Annotated in this window: 17 protein-coding genes and 1 tRNA gene; 10 read left to right on the top strand and 8 right to left on the bottom strand. The window is 72.7% G+C overall.

Going from position 1 to position 18,680, the window contains the following annotated elements; all coding sequences use genetic code 11:
- The first annotated feature begins 35 nt into the window (after positions 1–35).
- The 5 genes from ACO229_RS04990 (at position 36) to ACO229_RS04970 (ending at position 2,920) form a co-directional block, all read left to right on the top strand.
- Complete coding sequence (locus ACO229_RS04990) at positions 36–884, top strand: helix-turn-helix domain-containing protein (protein ID WP_423464001.1); 849 nt, start codon at positions 36–38, stop codon at positions 882–884.
- Positions 881–1,267 carry a VOC family protein gene (locus ACO229_RS04985; RefSeq protein ID WP_397430461.1) on the top strand — a complete coding sequence of 129 codons (387 nt, stop codon included), beginning with the start codon at positions 881–883 and terminating at the stop codon, positions 1,265–1,267. Before ACO229_RS04990 ends, ACO229_RS04985 begins: the two co-directional genes overlap by 4 nt.
- Positions 1,268–1,313: 46 nt before the next feature.
- Positions 1,314–1,904: a dihydrofolate reductase family protein gene (locus ACO229_RS04980; protein WP_423464000.1), complete on the top strand. Its 591-nt coding sequence runs from the start codon at positions 1,314–1,316 to the stop codon at positions 1,902–1,904.
- A 13-nt stretch (positions 1,905–1,917) separates the two neighbouring features.
- The gene (locus ACO229_RS04975; protein WP_397413576.1) at positions 1,918–2,766 is read left to right on the top strand and encodes an aminotransferase class IV; all 849 of its coding nucleotides are present in this window, start codon (positions 1,918–1,920) and stop codon (positions 2,764–2,766) included.
- 82 nt (positions 2,767–2,848) lie between these two features.
- Positions 2,849–2,920: transfer RNA gene (locus ACO229_RS04970), tRNA-Val, on the top strand.
- Positions 2,921–2,982: 62 nt separating this feature from the next.
- Here ACO229_RS04970 and ACO229_RS04965 read toward each other — a convergent pair.
- Positions 2,983–4,605: a DUF222 domain-containing protein gene (locus ACO229_RS04965; protein WP_423465262.1), complete on the bottom strand. Its 1,623-nt coding sequence runs from the start codon at positions 4,603–4,605 to the stop codon at positions 2,983–2,985.
- Between the two features lie 465 nt (positions 4,606–5,070).
- Between ACO229_RS04965 and ACO229_RS04960 the strand changes: the two genes are divergently transcribed.
- Positions 5,071–5,775, top strand: a complete 705-nt coding sequence (locus tag ACO229_RS04960) for a class I SAM-dependent methyltransferase (RefSeq protein ID WP_423463999.1) — start codon at positions 5,071–5,073, stop codon at positions 5,773–5,775.
- Positions 5,776–5,812: 37 nt separating this feature from the next.
- On the opposite strand, the gene ACO229_RS04955 is transcribed toward ACO229_RS04960, so the two are convergent.
- Positions 5,813–7,360, bottom strand: coding sequence for an alkaline phosphatase D family protein (locus ACO229_RS04955; protein WP_423463998.1), 1,548 nt, complete (start codon positions 7,358–7,360; stop codon positions 5,813–5,815).
- A 194-nt stretch (positions 7,361–7,554) separates the two neighbouring features.
- Between ACO229_RS04955 and ACO229_RS04950 the strand changes: the two genes are divergently transcribed.
- Complete coding sequence (locus ACO229_RS04950) at positions 7,555–9,240, top strand: beta-1,3-glucanase family protein (RefSeq protein ID WP_423463997.1); 1,686 nt, start codon at positions 7,555–7,557, stop codon at positions 9,238–9,240.
- A 110-nt stretch (positions 9,241–9,350) separates the two neighbouring features.
- Positions 9,351–9,827 carry a protein-tyrosine phosphatase family protein gene (locus ACO229_RS04945; RefSeq protein WP_423463996.1) on the top strand — a complete coding sequence of 159 codons (477 nt, stop codon included), beginning with the start codon at positions 9,351–9,353 and terminating at the stop codon, positions 9,825–9,827.
- Positions 9,828–9,830: 3 nt separating this feature from the next.
- Here the strand turns inward: ACO229_RS04945 and gap are convergent, their stop codons facing one another.
- From gap to ACO229_RS04930, 3 genes are all read right to left on the bottom strand, one after another.
- On the bottom strand, positions 9,831–10,829 hold the full coding sequence (gap, locus tag ACO229_RS04940) for a type I glyceraldehyde-3-phosphate dehydrogenase (protein WP_423463995.1): 999 nt from the start codon (positions 10,827–10,829) through the stop codon (positions 9,831–9,833).
- Between the two features lie 140 nt (positions 10,830–10,969).
- Positions 10,970–11,926 (bottom strand): GlxA family transcriptional regulator, encoded by a 957-nt coding sequence (locus ACO229_RS04935; RefSeq protein ID WP_397430468.1) that lies wholly within the window; start codon positions 11,924–11,926, stop codon positions 10,970–10,972.
- A 26-nt stretch (positions 11,927–11,952) separates the two neighbouring features.
- Entirely contained in the window at positions 11,953–12,981 is a 1,029-nt protein-coding gene (locus ACO229_RS04930) for an SDR family NAD(P)-dependent oxidoreductase (protein ID WP_397430470.1), read from the bottom strand.
- 74 nt (positions 12,982–13,055) lie between these two features.
- Between ACO229_RS04930 and ACO229_RS04925 the strand changes: the two genes are divergently transcribed.
- On the top strand, positions 13,056–13,994 hold the full coding sequence (locus tag ACO229_RS04925) for an AraC family transcriptional regulator (RefSeq protein ID WP_423463994.1): 939 nt from the start codon (positions 13,056–13,058) through the stop codon (positions 13,992–13,994).
- Positions 13,995–14,099: 105 nt separating this feature from the next.
- Positions 14,100–15,302 carry a sialidase family protein gene (locus ACO229_RS04920; protein WP_423463993.1) on the top strand — a complete coding sequence of 401 codons (1,203 nt, stop codon included), beginning with the start codon at positions 14,100–14,102 and terminating at the stop codon, positions 15,300–15,302.
- A gap of 22 nt (positions 15,303–15,324) precedes the next feature.
- On the opposite strand, the gene ACO229_RS04915 is transcribed toward ACO229_RS04920, so the two are convergent.
- The 3 genes from ACO229_RS04915 to ACO229_RS04905 form a co-directional block, all read right to left on the bottom strand.
- Positions 15,325–16,041, bottom strand: coding sequence for a DUF1361 domain-containing protein (locus ACO229_RS04915; protein WP_397430667.1), 717 nt, complete (start codon positions 16,039–16,041; stop codon positions 15,325–15,327).
- A 61-nt stretch (positions 16,042–16,102) separates the two neighbouring features.
- On the bottom strand, positions 16,103–17,647 hold the full coding sequence (locus ACO229_RS04910) for an AbgT family transporter (protein ID WP_423463992.1): 1,545 nt from the start codon (positions 17,645–17,647) through the stop codon (positions 16,103–16,105).
- Entirely contained in the window at positions 17,644–18,675 is a 1,032-nt protein-coding gene (locus ACO229_RS04905; RefSeq protein ID WP_423463990.1) for an alpha/beta hydrolase family esterase, read from the bottom strand. The genes ACO229_RS04910 and ACO229_RS04905 overlap by 4 nt, the downstream gene beginning before the upstream one ends.
- Positions 18,676–18,680 lie beyond the last annotated feature (5 nt).

Raw genomic sequence — 18,680 nt, 5'->3', positions numbered from 1 at the left:
CCTCGTGTGCCACAGGCCGGGGCTACCGTGGAGGCGTGGCACCCGTCCCGGGCTCCGGAGTTCCGGAGGTCCTCGCCCCCTACGTCAGCGCCGTCGTGCCGTACGACCTCGACATGGGGGTGCCGGGCGTGCACCGGGGCATGCCCGGCACCGGGCTGACGTTCGAGCTGCCACTCGGTGAACCGATCGACGTCTCGTGGGCAGGACGCGACGACACCCGGCGCCGGGCCTGGTCGTGCGTGTCCGGCCTGCACACGCGGCCCGCCGCGATCCACCACGACGGGCACCAGCGCGGTATCAGCCTCTCGCTCACGCTGCGCGGCGCCCGCGCGCTGCTTGGCGTGCCCGCGGGCGAGCTCGCCGGCGAGCTGACGAGCCTAGCCGAGGTCGCGCCGCACCTCGCGCACCTGCCCGAGATGCTCGCCGACTCCCCGGACGGCGCGACGGTCGTCCGGGCTCTGGTCGAACGGCTGGTCCGGGCCGGCGAACCCGGCCCTCGGGCCGACGTCGGACGGGCGCTGGCCCGCATCGCCGGCGGCAGCCAGGTCCACCGGGTCGCGGCCGAGCAGGGCTGGAGCCGCCGGCACCTGCAGGACCTCGTCCGCGCCGAGTGCGGGCTCACGCCCCGGGACCTGCGCCGCGTCGCCCGCCTTGCGCGCTCCCGCCGCGCGCTCGTGGTCGCGGCCCGCTCGGGCCGCGTCACGCTGGCCGACGTCGCCGCGGCCGCCGGGTACGCCGACCATGCCCACATGACCCGCGAGTGGGTGGCCCTGGGCGGCTGCACGCCGTCCACGTGGCTGCGCGAGGAGCTCCCGTTCGTTCAAGACGTCGCCGACCCGGCCGGGGCATCGTGGGAGACACCTGACCGAGGAGGAGAACGATGAGCACCGGACTGTGGGTGACCCTGACCTACCGCGACGCCGACGCGGCCCTGACCTGGCTCAAGGCCGTCGGCTTCACCGAGACCGCCGTCTACCGGGACGACGCCGACCCCACCGTGGTCCACCACGCCGAGCTGGGCTGGCCGCAGGGCGGCGGCGTCATGCTCGGCACGCACCGGCCACGCCCCCGGTGGCCGGACCAGACCGGGACGGGCTCGGCCTACGCCGTCACGGACGACGTCGACGGCGCCCACGCGGCCGCCCTCGCCGCCGGCGGGACCAGCCTGAGCGAACCTGCCGACCAGGACTACGGCGGGCGGTCCTGCGTGGTCCGCGACCCCGAGGGCAACCTGTGGAGCTTCGGGAGCTACCGCGGCGAGGGCTGATCCCACTCACCGATGAGTTCCGGCAGCCGCCGCCGTCAGACCGGGCATGGGAATCGTGAAAGCAGACATGGCAGTCTCGCTCGACGGCTACTCCGCCGGGCACGACCAGAGCCTGGAGCACCCGTTCGGCCCGCTGGCAGGCGAACGCCTGCACACCTGGATGTTCGAGCACGGCGACGCGCACCAGGCCGAGGTGGACGCCATCGTGGGCGCCGGCGCGTACATCATGGGGCGCAACATGTTCACCCCGGGCCGCGGCGACTGGGACCCGGACTGGACGGGCTGGTGGGGCGAGAACCCGCCGTACCACGGGCCCGTCTTCGTCCTGACCCACCACGCGCGCGAGCCGATCCCGATGGAGGGCGGCACCACCTTCCACTTCGTCACCGACGGCATCGAGAGCGCGCTCGCCCAGGCACGGGAGGCCGCAGGCGACCGCGACATCTCCATCACGGGCGGTGCCACGACCCTGAACGAGTACCTCGCCGCCGGGCACGTGGACGAGCTGCGCCTGCACGTGGTGCCGTTCACGCTCGGTTCCGGCACCCGCGTGTTCGACGGCGTGCCGCCCATCGAGTTCTCGTCCACCAGCGTGCGGCACACGCCCGAGGTCACGCACGTCACCCTGCGCCGGTGACACACTGGGCGACATGACGGTCATCTGGGCAGAGGGGCGCATGGTCGCGCCCGGTGAGGCCGCGCTCAGCGCGGTCGACCACGGCATCACAGTCGGCGACGGCGTGTTCGAGACCTGCGCGGTGCTCGACGGGCAGGCGTTCGCCCTGACCAGGCACCTCGCGCGCCTGGAACGTTCGGCGGCAGGCATGGGCATGGCGACGCTCGACCTGGGCAAGGTGCGCGACGGCGTCGACGCGGTCCTGTCGGCATCCCCCGACGCCGGCCGCCTGCGCATCACCGTGACCGACGGCATCGGGCCGCTCGGCTCGGGGCGCACGGACGGGCCGCAGACGGTCGTCGTGGCGGCGACGCCCGCCGTCGTCGTGCCGACGGGCCGCGCCGCGCGGGCCCCCTGGACCCGCAACGAGAACAGCGCGGTCGCCGGCCTGAAGACGACGTCGTACGCCGAGAACGTCGTGGCGCTCGCGGACGCGATCAAGAAGGGCGCCGACGAGTCGGTGCTCGCCAACACCCAGGGCGACCTGTGCGAGGGCACGGGGTCCAACGTGTTCGTCGAGATCGACGGCGAGCTGGTCACTCCCCCGCTGTCGGTGGGCTGCCTCGCAGGCATCACGCGCGAGCTGCTGCTGGAGTGGGGCGCCGAGGCGGGCCTGCCGGTCCGCGAGGCGAAGGACGGCGAGCTGCCGTTCTCCGTGCTGGACCGGGTGGCCGCCGGGGAGGCCCGGATGCTGCTGACCGGATCGGTGCGCAACGTGCAGCCGACGGTGTGGCTGGACGGCGTGGACCTGGAGATCGGCGAGCTGTCGGCGGCTGCGCGCGACCTGTTCGAGCGGAACATGCGGGAGCGGATCGACCCCTGAGGCGACCTGGCGATTTGGATTTCGCATCCGCGCTCGAAGCAGGCTAATATCGTCCACGCACGCCCCAAGGGGTGAGCAGCACGGGCGATTGGCGCAGTGGTAGCGCGCTTCGTTCACACCGAAGAGGTCACTGGTTCGAACCCAGTATCGCCCACCGTGTCGAAGGGCCCTCCGGCTCAGCGGAAACGCTGAGCCGGAGGGCTTTTTGCATGCCTCTCAGGTGGGGCGGGTCCAGGTGAGGTCGGGCCTCCGTGTTCGGGCGCGGGCTCGACCAGGTGGCCCATATGTCGGGCGTGGTGGGCTTGGTCGGTAAGCAATCGCTCCCCGGTCGCGGTGGGTGTGGCAGCCGATCGTGTAGCGGCTGCGTGGGGTGCGGCCGGGTGCGGGGCCAGGCATGCCCACGGCTGGGGTCCAGCCCGGGATCGTGGTGCCACCTGCGGCCTGGGACGTGTCAGTGGCCAATGCCGCGCCGCGGGGCATCGGCGTGCCGCCCGGCCGGGGCGCGACATCAGGTTGGGCCGCACCACCGGGTCGGCGCGTGGTACCGAGCTCGGGCGCGTCACCTTGCGATCTGCCGTTCGTCCTCCTGCCGCTGGCCCGGACCGGTGTCGGTGGCTTGGGTGCCACGGAGGTATACGTGTGTCCGGTCGGGGTGGTGGTCTCCACGGCGTGGCGTCCCTCGTGCTGGGTCGTCTTCTGTACCCAGCCGGGTGCCTGCTTGGCATGATTACACCTCGCGCACAGGCCCTGACCGTTGCCCAGGCTCGTCTCACCACCCTCAATGTGGGGGGTGATGTGGTCCAGGTGGCGGATCGGTGCGTCACACCACGCCGTGGCACACACACCCTGCCCCCGGGCGCGTAGCAACGTCGCCAGGCCTGGTGGGTGGAACCGGGAGGTGGACGTCGCAGCCAGCAGACGACCGGACGGGTCGACGTAGATGCTCCGCAACCACGCGGTGTCGGTGTCGATCGCGTGGGCTGCGAGGTTGCGGGCCACCGGCGCAGGGACCACACCCCCACCCACCGGGACACCCTCGGTCACCACACCAGGCTGAGTACCACCAGCCAGCAGGGTCTCATCGGAGACCAGCAGGTTGATCGTCACCGGTACGTCCGCGGCCTGACCGGGCTCACGACCAGTGACACGCTCGATCAGGGTGTCGGCCATGATCTGCCCACCCGACCGCTCGTCCCCGGTGGCCTTCACGGACTCAGCAGTCGCCTTGAGCTGCGCGTAGGCCTGTACTCCCTGCCCCATCGGCACCAGGGCGGTCAGGTAGACCATCAGGTCCGGGGCCGGGCGGATCGAGACCCGCCGCTGCGAGACGGCCTTCGCGTTGCGGTTCACGCACGCGTGCACATCCAGGCTCGCGGCGAGCTCCTTGACCCGGGCCACCAACCGCCGCGTCCCCATCCGCGCCAAAGCACCCAGACCCGCGGGCCCGCAGACCTGCTCGTCGATCAGGGCACGATGCTCCACCGACAGGTGCGACGTCTCCCGGACCAACAACGTGGCCCGCCACTGCGAGAGGATCCCCGTCTGCAACGCCGCGAACGTGTGGGGCATCTGCGTCACCCACACCCGGGAGGTGGACACGAACCCGGCACCGGCGTGCGGGGACACCCGTAGCGCCGCACCCACCTGGTTCGGCACACCACGACCCCGACGCTCCACCCGAACACCCTGCGCGGCTTCCTCAGCCCTGGTGGCCTCGTCCAGGGCGACCACCAGGCGGGCCTGCGTCGCGGTCACCGCAGCCTTCACCGCCTCCAACTCGCCCAACACATCCACCCACTCGCCCTGGACCTCCCGCGAGACCAAGCCCGACCCGGACATGTCAGCAGCACCGGGCAGAATCAACCCCGCCAGCGCCTCCCGCACAGCCCGAACATCAGCCACAGCACCGACACCACCAGCCACCCGCCCTCCGGACATCCCCGCACCACCGGGCGGCACACCACCGGGCAGCACCGACCCGGCAGGCTGCCCGCCCGCCAGTCCCCGCACCTCACCCGATCGCGTCATGCCACCAACCTATCGCACACACGTTCGCACTGCTCGTTGAGCCGACCCGCTCTGCCACCAGCAGAAACCGGTCGACGCACCCTCGGAATCCGACAGCCGCCAGCCCCCTCGCGGCCCACCCCACCGACCAGGTCAGACCCGAACCAGCCCGCACCACCGTGAACACCACCGGGAGGAACCTGGCTTACTTCGGAGAGACACCCGTCACAAGGCCTTCGTGACGACGCGGCCCGCTAGCGTCAGCCGCAGCCACCGACCATCGAGCAAAGGGTTCCGATGAAGGCCGACCACTACGACGAGTTCGCCGCGAGCTACGACGCCGAGAACTCCGGCAGCCTGCTCAACGCCTGGTACGAACGGCCGGCCATGGTCCGACTGGCGGGTGATGTGCGCGGCCGCAAGGTCCTCGACGCCGGCTGCGGGTCCGGGCCGCTGTCGGCCGCGCTGCGCGACCGCGGCGCTGAGATGTCCGGCCTCGACGGCAGCCCCGCGATGATCGAGCTCGCCCGCCGTCGGCTCGGCGACGACGTGCCGCTGACCGTCGCCGACCTCACGCGGCCCCTCCCCTACGCGGACGGCACCTTCGACGACGTGGTCTCGTCCCTGGTGCTGCACTACTTCGAGGACTGGCACGGGCCACTGACGGAGCTGCACCGGGTGCTCAAGCCCGGCGGACGCCTCATCCTCTCGGTCAACCACCCGCTCGTGCGTCCCTTCTTCGCGCCGGAGGAGGACTACTTCGCCGTCCGGGAGTTCTCCGAGGAGTACGAGTTCGCGGGCCAGCCCGGGACCCTGACGTACTGGCACCGCCCGCTGCACTCGATGACCGACGAGTTCTCCGCCGCCGGGTTCCGCATCGTGACCGTCGCCGAGCCGCCGCCGTCCCCGGACACACCGGCCGAGCTCCTCACGCCGCGCATCGCGAGCGGGGAGCGGACCGCCTTCGTGTCCTTCATCTTCTTCGTCCTCGAGGCCTGCTGAGGTACCCCGCGCCGGGGAACGGGCCGGCCCCCCTCCGTCAGCCCTTGCCCCGCCCGCTCCCCCGCTCCGGGTCCAGCGTCGTCGTCCACAGCGAGCGCCCCGCCTGGTCGCGCAGGTCGACGCGGAGCCGGCCGGTGTCCCCCTCGATGTTCACCTCGCCGAAGTGCTGGAAGCCCTCCAGCGGTGAGGTGTTGGCGCGCGGCGGCGCGCTGACGAACTCCTGCTGGGGACCGAACGTGGGATCCAGTGTGTTCGGCCCGAACGCGCCGGCGTGCAGCGGCCCCGACACGAACTCCCAGAACGGGTCGAACCCCTCGAACGCGGCCCGCTGGGGCGAGTAGTGGATCGCGGCGGAGTAGTGCACGTCGGCGGTGAGCCAGACGGTGTTGCGCACCCGCCGCCGCTTGATCTCCTGCAGCACCCACGCGAGCTCCGCCTCCCGCCCGTTCGGCACGCCGGGCAGCCCGTTGGCGACGGCCTCGATCCGGTCGCCGTCGGGCACCACGATGCCGATGGGCATGTCCGAGGCGATGACCTTCCACGTGGCGCGGGAGCGGTCGAGCTCCTCGACGAGCCAGCGGGCCTGGCGGGCGCCGAGGATGCGCTCCGGCGTCGTCCCCGTGGAGTTCGGATCGCGGTAGCTGCGCATGTCGAGCACGAAGACGTCGAGCAGGGGGCCGTGGGACACCTTGCGGTAGACGCGGCCGTCGACGGCGTCCTGCCGGCGCACCGGCTGCCACTCGTGGAAGGCGCGGAACCCGCGCGCGGCCAGCACGTCGACGCGCCGTTCCGTATACCGGTCGTCCTGGAGCACCTCGCCCGGGTACCAGTTGTTCGTGACCTCGTGGTCGTCCCACTGCACGAGCTGGGGCACCTGCGCGGCGAAGCGGCGGACGTTCTCGTCGAGCAGGTTGTAGGCGAACTGGCCGCGGTACTCGGCCAGCGTCTCGGCGACCTTCGACTTCTCCGGTGTGACGACGTTGCGCCAGACGCGGCCGTCGGGCAGCGTCACGGTCTCCTGGAGGGGGCCGTCGGCGTAGACGGTGTCGCCGCTGTGCAGGAAGAAGTCGGGGGTGCGGGCGGCCATCGCGTCGTAGATGGTCATGCCGCCGATGTCGGGGTTGATGCCCCAGCCCTGCCCGACGACGTCGCCCGACCAGACGAACCGCACGTCGCGGCGGTCCCGGGGCACGGTGCGGAACCGGCCGGTCAGCGCCTGGCTGTCGGCCCGGCCGTCCAGGTCCTGCGCCACGACGCGGTAGTGCACCTCCTGCCCGCCGGGCAGGCCGGTCAGGCGTACCTCGCCGGTGCCGTCCGTCTCGGGCGTCAGCAGCGGTCCGCGTACGCGGACCACGCGCCGGAAGTCCGGGTCGCGGGAGATCTCGACGAACATCCGTGCGGGCCGGTCGGCGCGCGTCCACACGACGGCGCCGTCGGCGCGCGGGTCGCCGAGCTGCACACCGTGCGTGAGCACTGGACGTCCTGACCGGGCGAACGCCGGCGCGGACGGCAGCAGGAGCCCGGCGGCCGCCAGGCCGGTGGCGCCGAGGAGGGTGCGACGGTTCAGCTCAGGTCCCGGGTTCATGCTGCCGTTCTAGTGGCGCCAGGAGACGGCCGGGTGACGGTGCCCCGACACCGCGGTGAACAGGACGCGCAACCAGAGCACCGGGTGAATTCGACGGCAGATCGGTGACCTTGTCAGGATTCCTCACTAATATCCGTTCTGCTGACATCCCAGTAAGTACGACGACGTACTCGACGGAACGCGAGGAGATCTCCATGTCACGTACCGAGGCAAGATCCCAGGCACGACCCCGCACCGGAAGGCCCAGGCTCCGCGCACTGCTGAACACCGTCGCGGCACTCGGCGTGCTCGCCGTCACCGCGAGCGCCCTCGTCGTCGCCCAGCCGCAGGCCGCCTCGGCCGTGCCGGCCACGATCCCGCTGACCATCACCAACGACTCCGGGCGCGGTGACCAGGTCTTCGTGTACGTGCTGGGCGACCCGGGCACCGGCCGGCTGGGCTGGGCCGACGCGTCCGGCACGTTCCACGCCTGGCCCACCGTGGGCGGCACGCCGGTGGACGCCCCCGACGCCTCGATCGCCGGACCGGCGAACGGCCAGTCGAAGACGATCCAGCTGCCCAAGATGTCGGGGCGCGTGTACTTCTCCTACGGCAGCAAGCTGTCCTTCAAGGTGGTCAACGACGGCCGCCTGGTGCAGCCCGCCGTGCAGAACCCGAGCGACCCCAACCGGAACAAGCTGTTCTCCTGGACCGAGTTCACGCTCAACGACGGCGGCCTGTGGATCAACAGCACCCAGGTCGACTTCCTCTCCGCGCCCTACCAGACCGGCCTGCGCAAGGCCGACGGCACGGTGCTCAGCACCGGCATGCTCAAGCCCGACGGCTACCAGAACGTGGTCAACGCGCTGGAGGCCACGCCCGGCTGGAACAACCTCGAGCAGCGCGCACCGGACGGGTCGCTCCTGCGGGTGCTGGCACCCAGCCACGCCATCGGCACCGGACAGCTCGACCCCAACGTCCTGTCGTCGTACGTCGACCAGGTGTGGGCCAAGTACACGAACGAGAACCTCACGGTGGCGCCCTACTCCTACGACCCCGCCACGGTGTTCACCGGCCGGGTGGTGAACGGCGTCATGCGCTTCACCAACGCCTCGGGCGCGTACGTGACCGAGTTCCGCAAGCCGTCGAGCGACTCGATCTTCGGCTGCTACAACGACCTGGCGGCACCCAACAACGACATCGGTGCCATCGCCCGCACCCTGTGCGCGGGCTTCCACCGCTCCACACTGCTGACCCGCACCACGCAGCCGGGCACCAGCACGTCGGGTTTCTACGAGGCGTCGGTCACCGACTACTACTCCAAGTTCATCCACCAGCAGATGGCCAACGGCAAGGCCTACGGGTTCGCGTTCGACGACGTGCTGGCGCAGGAGTCGCTGGTGCACGACGGCAACCCGACCGCGGCCTACATCCAGCTCGACCCGTTCTCCGGCACGGCCAGCCCGATCGACGGATCGGACGGCGGCGGGGGCGACGGCGGCACCTCGCCGCTGCCGTCGGGCACGGGGCCGGTGCGCGCCGCCAACGGCATGTGCGTGGACGTGCCCTGGGCCGACTCGTTCGACGGCAACCCGCTGCAGATCGTGAACTGCAGCGGCAACGCCGCCCAGACCTGGACCCGGTCGGGCTCCACGCTCGGCGCGCTCGGCCGGTGCGCGGACGTGTCGGGCGGCGGCACGGCCGACGGCACCGTCGTGCAGCTCTGGACGTGCAACGGCACGGGGGCGCAGAGCTGGACCTACCAGTCCGCCACCCGCGCGCTCGTCAACCCGCAGTCGGGCAAGTGCCTGACCACCGTCGGCGGCACCCCGCAGCACGACGGCCAGCGCCTGGAGATCCGCACCTGCTCGGGCGCGGAGGCGCAGCGCTGGACCTTCTGACACCTCTCGCGCCGACGTCGGTCCGTTGCCTCGAGATCGGTCCCCCGAAGGACCGTTCTCAAGGCAACGGACCGACCTCGCCCAAAAACCTCACCCACTAGCCTGAGCCCATGGACAGCACAGCCGGCGAGCAGCAGGAGCTCCGCCGCTGGAACCTGACCGACGGCGTCGTCGAGCTGCCCGACGGGCGACGGGTCCGGGGCACCGGGCTGCGCCGGCCGCGCGGGGACGTGCCCGCCCCGGACTTCGCCGTCTACCTGCGCGGCAAGGACCCCCGGGTCGAGGGCTGGGAGTACCGCTGGGTCCGCTGGCGGGACTTCCGCCTCCCGGACTCGACCGACGACGCCCTCGCCGCCCTGCGCGAGGCCCACACCAGGGCCGCGACCGAGCGCGTCGAGATCGCCTGCGGCGGGGGCGTCGGCCGGACGGGCACGGCGCTCGCGGTCCTGGCGACCCTGAGCGGCGTGGCGCCGACCGACGCGGTGGCGTGGGTCCGCGCCCACTACCACCGGCGCGCGGTGGAGACCCGGGGGCAGCGGCGGTGGGTCGAGCAGACCGGGACCGCCGTCCGCCCCCGTAACCGGTAGGCGTCAGCCGCGGGCCAGGAGCTCCAGCGTGTCGATCACGCGGTTCGAGAAGCCCCACTCGTTGTCGTACCAGGCCACGACCTTGACGTGCCGGCCCTCGACCCGGACCAGGGCTGCGTCGAAGATCGCCGACGCCGCCTCGCCCGTGATGTCGCTGGAGACCAGCGGCTCGTCGGAGTAGTCGAGGATGCCGGCCAGCGGACCGTCGGCGGCGGCGCGGTACGCGGCGAGCACCTCGTCGCGGGTGACCTCGCGGGCGACCGTGGTGTTCAGCTCCACGAGGGAACCGACCGGCACGGGCACGCGGATCGAGTCGCCCGACAGCTTGCCGTCCAGGCCCGGGAGCACCAGCCCGATCGCCTTGGCCGCGCCGGTGGTGGTGGGCGCGATGTTGACGGCGGCGGCGCGGGCACGACGCCAGTCGCGGTGCGGCCCGTCCTGGAGGTTCTGCTCCTGGGTGTAGGCGTGCACGGTGGTCATGAAGCCGTGCTCGATGCCCGCCAGGTCGTCCAGCACGGAGGCGAGCGGCGCCAGGGCGTTGGTGGTGCACGACGCGTTCGACACGATCGTGTGCGCTGCCGGGTCGTAGGCGTCGGTGTTCACACCGTAGGCGAGCGTGACGTCGGCGCCGGCCGACGGGGCGCTGACCAGCACCTTCCGGGCCCCGGCGTCGAGGTGGGCGCGGGCGGCGTCGGCGGCGGTGAACCGGCCGGTGGACTCCAGCACGATGTCGACGTCGAGCTCCGCCCACGGCAGCTTGCCCGGCTCGCGCTCGGCGAGCACCGTGATGCGGCGGCCGTCGACGACGAGCTCGTCGCCGTCGACCTCGACGGGACGGCCGAGCCGGCCGAGCGAGCTGTCGTACTTGAGCAGGTGCGCGAGGGCGTCGGGGGCGGTGAGGTCGTTGACGGCGACCACCTCGAGCGTGCTGTCACGCTCCAGCAGGGCGCGCAGGGAGTTGCGGCCGATGCGACCGAAGCCGTTGATGGCGATGCGGGTCATGGGTGTCGTTTCCTTTCGTCGCACCCATGCTCCGTCGCACGCGGACGGCCCGAAAGCGGCTCGATCGCCCCGGTGCGCAAGGATCCCGCCAGACACTTCGCCACCACCCGCAAGGATCTCGCCACCCCTGTGCCGCACGCTCACGCCGAGAAGGTGTGCCGGTACTCCGTGGGCGATGTGCCCAGGATCCGGTGGAAGTGCAGGCGCAAGTTCGCCGCGGTGCCGAGCCCCACCCGGTGCGCGATCTGCTCCACGCCCAGGTCGCTGCGTTCCAGCAGCTCCCGGGCCAGGTCCACGCGTGCCCGCAGCACCCACTGCATCGGCGTGTAGCCGGTGTCCTGGACGAACCGCCGCGAGAACGTGCGCGCCGAGACCCGGGCGTTGGCGGCGAGCGTCTCCAGCGTCAGCGGCTCGGCGAGGTGCTCCAGCGCCCACGCGCGCGTCTCGGCGAACAGGTCGCCGAGCGGTTCGGGCACGCTGCGGGGCACGTACTGCGCCTGTCCCCCGCTGCGGTACGGCGCCGCCACGAGCCGCCGTGCCACGTGGTTGGACAGCCCCACACCGTGGTCGCGCCGCACCAGGTGCAGGCACAGGTCGATGCCCGAGGCGGCACCCGCCGAGGTCAGCACGCCGCCCTCGTCCACGAACAGCACGTTCTCGTCGACCTGCACGCGCGGGTACCGCTCGCGCAGCGCCCGGGTGTAGTGCCAGTGGGTGGTGGCACGCCGGCCGTCCAGCAGCCCGGTCGCCGCGAGCGCGAACGCGCCGGTCGAGATCGCCGCCAGCCGCGCCCCGCGCGCGTGCGCGGCGCGGAGCGCGTCGACGACCACGGCCGGCGGGTCGGCGTCCGCGGGCGTGCGGTACCCGGGGACGAAGACGGTGTCGGCGCGCTCCAGCGCGGCCAGCCCCTCGGCGACGTGGTACGAGAGGCCGTCGCCGCCGGTCACCAGGCCCGGCGCCGCCCCGCACACGCGCACCTCGTAGGGCATGCTCGGCCGGTTGGAGAACACCTGCGCGGGGATGCCGACGTCGAGCGGCTTGGCGCCCTCCAGCACGAGCACCGCGATCTGGTGGTTCTTGCGCGGGACAGCACTCACGCGAGCGATCCTAGGCGGGGCGCCGGCTACCGGCCCAGCAGCTCCTCGCTGAGGGTCCACAGCCGCCGCGCCGACCCCGGGTCGATCGCGTGCGGCACCACCGTGGCGGGCGGGTTCTGCTCCGTGGCGAAGTCGATGTCCTGGGGCTCGGGGTCCAGGGGCGAGACGTCGTTGTCCTTGAGGTAGACGCCGCCGATCCCGGCCAGCAGCGGGCTCGTGGCCGCGAACACGCTCGTGCTCGCCCCCTGCTGGACCGTCTTCTTCTCGTTGTCCGGGTCGACGACGGGTTCGCCTGCCTCGTCGACCAGCCCCATGGCCCGCCGGGCGTCGTGGTCCAGCCACGGGGTGCGCTGCTCGCCCTCGGCGAGCCACGGGCCCAGGTTGGTGGTCATGACGATGCCGGGGTGCACCGCGTACCCGCGGATCCCGTCGGCGGCCCAGCGCCGGTCGAGCTCGACCGCGAAGAGCACGTTCGCGGTCTTGGACTGGCCGTAGGCGAGCATGCCCATCTCGTCGTAGCCCGCCGTGAAGTGCGGGTCGTCCCACCGGATGCCGGACAAGCGGTGCCCGCCCGAGGTCAGGTTGACCACCCGGGCGCCGTGCGCGGCGCGCAGCGCGGGCAGCAGGCCGAGGGTGAGCTGGAAGTGCCCCAGGTGGTTCGTCGCGAACTGGGACTCGTAGCCGCGTGCGTCGCGCACCAGCGGCCCCGCCATGATGCCCGCGTTGTTGATCAGCACGTGCAGCGGCCGGCCGGAGCCCAGGTACCAGGCGGCGAACGCGTCGACCGACGCCGGGTCCATGAGGTCCAGCCTCCCGGTGTCGACGCGCGGGATGCCGGCGAGCTGCTCGGCGGCCCGCTCGGGGTTGCGCGCCGCGACGGTGACGGAGGCCCCGGCGGCGGCGAGCGCCCGGGTGGTCTCGCGTCCGATGCCGTTGTGCCCGCCGGTGACGACGACGTTCGTGCCGGTCAGGTCGATCCCGGCCAGCACGTCGTCGGCCGTGGAGGCCGGGGTGAAGCCGGTGCCGAGGGGGTGCTGCTGGTGTGTTGTCTGCATGGTCACCACCCTGCCTGCGCGCAGGCGGACTCTGAATACTTGTCAGTGCGTATTTCTTGCGCGAGAGTACGGAGGTGATCGAGGACCAGCTCTCCGCCGTGTTCGACCTCGTCGAGGTGCGCGGCCTCGTGTCGGGCGGGTTCGCCGTGCACGGGCCGTGGGTCTCGCGCGCCGAGATCGAGGGCATCAAGTTCTTCGCGGTGGTCAGCGGTCGCGCCCGCCTGAGCACCGACGGCGCCGGACCCGTCGCGCTGGGGCCCGGCGACGTCGCCGTCCTGAACGGGCGGACGTGGCTGCGGGCCGAGGGCGGCACGGGCGACGGACCGCCCCGCGAGGTCGTGCCGGACGCCGACTTCGCCACCCTCCCGCCGCCGGGGTCCGCGGGCGCCGCGCGCGACGTCGTCATCGGCGGTCATGTCGACCTCGACCCCGCAGGGCACGCGCTGCTGAGCCAGGCGCTCCCGCCGCTGGCCCACGTGCGCGGGTCCGGGGTGGCCGCGACCAACCTGCGCGGCACCCTGCACCGGCTGTCCGTCGAGGTGACCGGGAACCGGGTCGGCACGGCCTTCGCCGTCCGGCAGCACGGGCAGCTCCTGCTGCTGGAGGTGCTGCGGGCCTACATCGAGCAGACGACGGACGAGGCCGCGGGCGACCCGGCCGGACCGCCCGCGGGCTGGCTGCGGCTGCTGGCGGACGACCGGCTGCGCCCCGCCGTCGGCCTCATGCACGCCGACCCGGCCCGGGCGTGGGGCCTGACGGAGCTGTCCCGCGCCGCCGCGATGTCGCGGACGTCGTTCGCGCAGCGGTTCCGCGCCGTGGCGGGGATCCCGCCCGTCGCGTACCTGAACCGGTGGCGCATGCTGCTCGCCCGGCGCGCCCTGCGGCACCAGGACGTCCGCGTCGGCGCACTGGCTGCCGAGCTCGGCTACGCGTCGGAGAGCGCGTTCAGCACCGCGTTCAAGCGGGAGGTGGGTGTGTCCCCGCTGCGGTACCGCACCCGGGTCCGGGCGTGATCCCGCCAGGGGTGGTGCAACGTTGACTCAAGCGTGGGTCCGTCACTACCGTGGCCGCCGAGATCAGTGTCGATCAGATCAGTGCCGATCAGAGAGGTAGCACCCATGGTCGTACGACGTTTCCTCCGGCCCGCGCTCACCGTCCTGGCGCTCGCCGCGCTCACCCTGACCACCGCGGTCGTCCCGGCCACGGCCACAGGGACCGCCGCGCCACCACCCGGCGGGGCGGTGAACGGCACCCGGCTGATGGACGGGGCGGCCCTCTACCCGCGCGCGATCCGGCTGGAGCACTCGGGCGCGGCCGACGGCACGATCATCGCGAGCGTGGTCACGTTCGAGGGCGACGTGGGCCACGGCGCGATCTTCGCCAGCACCGACGACGGCCGCACCTTCGACCGGGTCGGCACCGTCTCCGACCCCGGCGCGGCGCAGGGCCTGTGCTGCTCGACCCTGTTCGAGCTGCCGCGCCAGGTGGGCGACCTCCCGGCGGGCACGCTGCTGTGGTCGGCGTCCGTGGGCCAGCAGCAGGACGAGGCCACCCGCCGCATGACGCTGCCGGTCTGGGCCAGCCGCGACCAGGGCCGCACCTGGGAGCACGTCTCGACGGCGGCGACGGCCGCAGGGACGAAGGGCCTGTGGGAGCCGGAGTTCGCCGTGACCCCGGACGGCGACCTGGTGCTGTACGTCTCCGACGAGAACCAGCAGCCCACGCACAGCCAGACGCTCGTGCAGACCATCTCGGCCGACGGGCGCACCTGGGGGCCGCTGGAGAACGTGGTGGCCGCCGCCGACCCCGCGCTGCGGCCCGGGATGCCGGTCGTGCGCACCCTGCCGAACGGCACGTACCTCATGAGCTACGAGATCTGCGGCCCGGGGCAGGACTGCCGCCACTACGTACGGCGCTCCCCGGACGGCACGAGCTGGGGCGACCCGGCCCAGCTCGGCCACCGCGTGGCCACCGCCGACGGCACCCACTTCCGGCACGCCCCGACCGTGAGCTGGTACGACGACGGCACCCCCGACGGGCGGCTGCTCGCCGTCGGCCAGATGCTCTACGGGGCGGGCGGCGCGGTGCTGCCCGGCAACGGTTCCACGATCATGACGAACGAGGCCGCGCCCGAGTCACCGTGGACGACGGCCGCCGCGCCGGTCGCGATCCTCGACCCGTGGAACAACTACTGCCCCAACTACAGCTCCAGCCTGCTGCCGCTGCCCGAGCGCGACGAGGTGCTGGAGCTGGCGACCGGCTACGAGTCCGAGGGCGGCGCCTGCACCACGTACTTCGCGGTCGCCGGCCTGCCGGACTGACGACGAGCCGGACGCCTCGGGCTCACCGGCTCACGGCGGCCACGAGCACCATCACGGGGGCGACGATCAGCAGGTACAGCACCCCGAGGAACAGCGCGTGCACGACGACGAACCCCCCGAGCGCCCGCAGGTTCGCCGGCACCCTCAGGTGCCCGGCGAGCTTGCGGGCGAACGAGGCCGGGTGCAGCAGGTCCCAGGTGTTGAACCGCACGTAGCGCCCGAGGTAGATCCCCACGCTCACCAGCACGAGCGTGACCCCCACCAGCAGCCAGGAGTCGGGGTGCCGGTAGGGGTCGTCGTCGTTGGGCCGCACGATCATGATGTAGGCGAGCTGCACCAGCAGCACGTTCGACAGCGTGTTCAGTACCCCGGACAGGGCCAGGGCGAGCACCATCACGATGTCGTACCACAGCGGCGCCGGGTCGTCGGTGGGCCGCCGGTGGGAGAAGTTCAGCTCGGTCACCAGGTAGGCCGCGTTGGGCAGCAGCAGCACCCACACCACGAGCACCACGGCGATCACCGTGAGCAGGAGCGCCTGGCTCGGCACGAAGGCCATGACCGCGAGCATCAGGGCCAGCCCGATGCCGAGCACCACGGCGGGCGCGACGGACAGCCCCACGTTGAGCACCATCGGCCAGTACACCGGCAGCCGGAACAGCGGTGCCCGCAGAAACACCAGGGCCAGTGCGAAGACGTTGAGCAGGACCAGGCCCAGGGGCAGCAGCAGGATCGCGTTCATCACCGCTCATCCTCGCCGTGGCCCCGCCGCCGCGCGCGACGGGGCCACGAGCCGGGCCCGGTCACCGCACCGGCGCACCCGGCCCGAGCGGGATGCCGAGTCCCCACCAGGCGAAGAACAGCAGCGTCCAGGCGAGCGTCATGCACACGGCCAGCGGCAGCGTGTACGAGGCCAGGGTGCCGATGCCGGCGTCCTTGCGGTACCGCTGCAGGAACCCCAGCGCCATGACGAAGTACGGGCTCATCGGCGTGATCGCCGTGGATCCGGAGTCGGCGATGCGGAAGAGCGCCTGCGTGGTCTCGGCGGGCACGTCCAGCAGCATGAGCATCGGCACCACGATCGGCGCCGCGATGGCCCACATCGCCGACCCGCTGGTGACCAGCACGTTGACCACGGACAGCAGCGCGAGGATCGCCAGGAACACCACCCAGATCGGCACCCCGCTGGTCTCCAGCGCCTCGGCGGAGTTCACCGCGATGACGTCGCCGATGTGCGTCCAGTCGAAGTACGCGAGGAACTGGGCGATGGCGAAGAACAGCACCAGCACCGGCGCCATCTGCCGCACGCCCTCGGCCATCAGCCGCGGCACGTCCCCGGCCGTCGTGATCGCCCCGGACCGCCACCCGTACACGATGCCGACCAGCGCGAACAGCACGGCCACGATCGCCGCGATGCCGTCCAGGAACGGCGACTCGGTCAGGCTCCCGCCCTCACCCCGCAGCGGCGACGCCGGCGGCAGCACCACCGCGGCGACCACCAGGACCGCGCCCAGCCCGGACAGCAGCGCCGCGCGCAGCGCGGACCGGTCGCGGGCCGACAGCTCCAGCCCCTCGACGTCGTCCAGGTCGGCGTCGGGGTCGGCGTCCAGGTCCGGGCGCCTGGCGAGCACCAGGTTGGTGACCAGCGTGATCACGATCGCCAGCAGCAGCGAGGACCCGATGTTGAAGAACCAGTTGCTCACCGGGGAGACGTACGCCGCGGGGTCGATGATCCGCGCGGCCTCCGTGGTGATGCCGGCGAAGATCGCGTCGTTCGGCGTCGGCACCGGGCTCGCGTCGTAGCCGGACGCGATGGACGTGTAGGCCACGACGACGCCGAGGATCGGCGACTTGCCGACGGCCCGGAACGCGAGCCCGCCGAGCGGCACCAGGATGATGTACGCGGCGGCGCTCGCGACGTGGGAGACGGTGCCGGCGAACGCGACGGCGAACACCACCCAGGACACGGGCACGCGGGACACGGAGACCTTCATGGCCGCCGCCAGGAACCCGGTGCGCTCCGCGATGGCGACGCCCATGATCACGGCCACGATGGTGCCCATCGGCCCGAACGTCGCGAAGTTGTCCACCGCCGTGGACACGGCCATCGCCAGGCCCGCACCGCTGAGCAGGTTCTGCACCACGACGGTCTCGCCGTCGGCCGGCGAGACCACCGACACGCCCGCCGCCGCCAGCCCGGCGCTGGTCACGCCGAGGATCGCCGCGAGGATCCAGAACAGCCAGAACGGGTGCGGCAGCGCGTTGCCGAGCCGTTCGACGACGGCGAGCACCCGCAGGACGGCGGGCAGGCGGTCCTGCCCGCTGGGCGACGTGGACGTGGCGGTCATGACGCCACCCCCGTGGCTCCGGCGGACCGCAGCGGCAGCCGCTCGTCCCGCAGGAACTCCCACATCACCTCGTGGGCCTCGATGCTGTGCGTGGCGTACCCGCCGCCGGAGTAGCTGTCCTCCCCCGGCCACGTGTGGCCGCCGCCCAGCACCGCCACGTGCGTCACCTCGGCACCCGCACGGCAACCGGTCCAGCGGGTGGTGGTCACGTCGGATGCCGTCTCCTCGACGTCGGGCCGCGGGTCGCAGCCGTTGCGCGCCGCCCAGCCGTCCACCCAGACCGGGATCGCGGGCAGGCCGCGCCCGGCGTCGCCGTCGTACGGGATGGTGGCGTCGTCGGTGCCGTGGAAGTCGATGACCGGGACCGGTCGCTCCGGCGCGCAGGTGGGGTGGCCCGTGCCGTACAGCGCGGCCGCCACCGGCGCGATCGCCGTGATCCGGTGCGACAGCTCGCACGCCAGGATGCCCGTGAACCCCGCGCCGTTGGACTTGCCGGTCGCGTACACGCGCCGGGTGTCCACGCACAGGCCGGACTCCAGGGTGTCGAGCAGGTCGTTCGTGTAGGCGACGTCGTCGACGCCGGGCGCCGAGTAGGGCGCGCCCTCCCAGGCCTGGCGGTCGCCGTCGCCGGTGCCGACCACGCCGTTGCCGTACGCGACGATCGCCGGCAGGGCGTCCAGACCCGAGAACGCCTCGGTCCCGGCGCCCGTGTTGCCCCGCCCGTGGAACACGAGCACGACGGGCCAGGCCCGGTCGCTGCGGTAGCCGTCCGGCAGGTGGAGCTGGACGGTGCGCTCCCGCCCGCCGCTGACCAGGGTGCGCAGCACGCTGGTGCCCGGCGCCTGGCCGGGGTCCGCGCCGCACCCGGCGGACCGCACGACCCCGGCCGGGGCGGGCCCGGCGGCTGCCGTGGTCGCGCCGGCCAGACCGGAGGCCGCGAGCGCCACGGCGGCCAGGAGGGCCGCGCCGAGGCGTGCGGGGTGCCTGAGCCGTGCGTGGTGTCGGTGTGGTGCTGTCGTCGTTGACATGCGAG

The organism is Promicromonospora sp. MS192 (assembly GCF_049532985.1).
GTDB lineage: Bacteria > Actinomycetota > Actinomycetes > Actinomycetales > Cellulomonadaceae > Promicromonospora.
The sequence above is the reverse complement of the archived record's forward strand: the minus strand, read 5'-3'. Positions and strand labels throughout refer to the sequence as shown.

Excerpts from the sequence above, each read along its gene's own strand:
- ACO229_RS04980 (WP_423464000.1), top strand. The coding sequence starts at position 1,314 with ATGGGAATCGTGAAAGCAGACATGGCAGTCTCGCTCGACGGCTACTCC.
- ACO229_RS04930 (WP_397430470.1), bottom strand. The coding sequence starts at position 12,981 with ATGCAGACAACACACCAGCAGCACCCCCTCGGCACCGGCTTCACCCCG.
- ACO229_RS04975 (WP_397413576.1), top strand. The coding sequence starts at position 1,918 with ATGACGGTCATCTGGGCAGAGGGGCGCATGGTCGCGCCCGGTGAGGCC.
- ACO229_RS04960 (WP_423463999.1), top strand. The coding sequence starts at position 5,071 with ATGAAGGCCGACCACTACGACGAGTTCGCCGCGAGCTACGACGCCGAG.
- ACO229_RS04950 (WP_423463997.1), top strand. The coding sequence starts at position 7,555 with ATGTCACGTACCGAGGCAAGATCCCAGGCACGACCCCGCACCGGAAGG.
- ACO229_RS04985 (WP_397430461.1), top strand. The coding sequence starts at position 881 with ATGAGCACCGGACTGTGGGTGACCCTGACCTACCGCGACGCCGACGCG.
- ACO229_RS04905 (WP_423463990.1), bottom strand. The coding sequence starts at position 18,675 with ATGTCAACGACGACAGCACCACACCGACACCACGCACGGCTCAGGCAC.
- ACO229_RS04945 (WP_423463996.1), top strand. The coding sequence starts at position 9,351 with ATGGACAGCACAGCCGGCGAGCAGCAGGAGCTCCGCCGCTGGAACCTG.
- ACO229_RS04910 (WP_423463992.1), bottom strand. The coding sequence starts at position 17,647 with ATGACCGCCACGTCCACGTCGCCCAGCGGGCAGGACCGCCTGCCCGCC.
- ACO229_RS04965 (WP_423465262.1), bottom strand. The coding sequence starts at position 4,605 with ATGTCCGGGTCGGGCTTGGTCTCGCGGGAGGTCCAGGGCGAGTGGGTG.
- ACO229_RS04920 (WP_423463993.1), top strand. The coding sequence starts at position 14,100 with ATGGTCGTACGACGTTTCCTCCGGCCCGCGCTCACCGTCCTGGCGCTC.
- ACO229_RS04915 (WP_397430667.1), bottom strand. The coding sequence starts at position 16,041 with ATGAACGCGATCCTGCTGCTGCCCCTGGGCCTGGTCCTGCTCAACGTC.
- ACO229_RS04955 (WP_423463998.1), bottom strand. The coding sequence starts at position 7,360 with ATGAACCCGGGACCTGAGCTGAACCGTCGCACCCTCCTCGGCGCCACC.
- gap (WP_423463995.1), bottom strand. The coding sequence starts at position 10,829 with ATGACCCGCATCGCCATCAACGGCTTCGGTCGCATCGGCCGCAACTCC.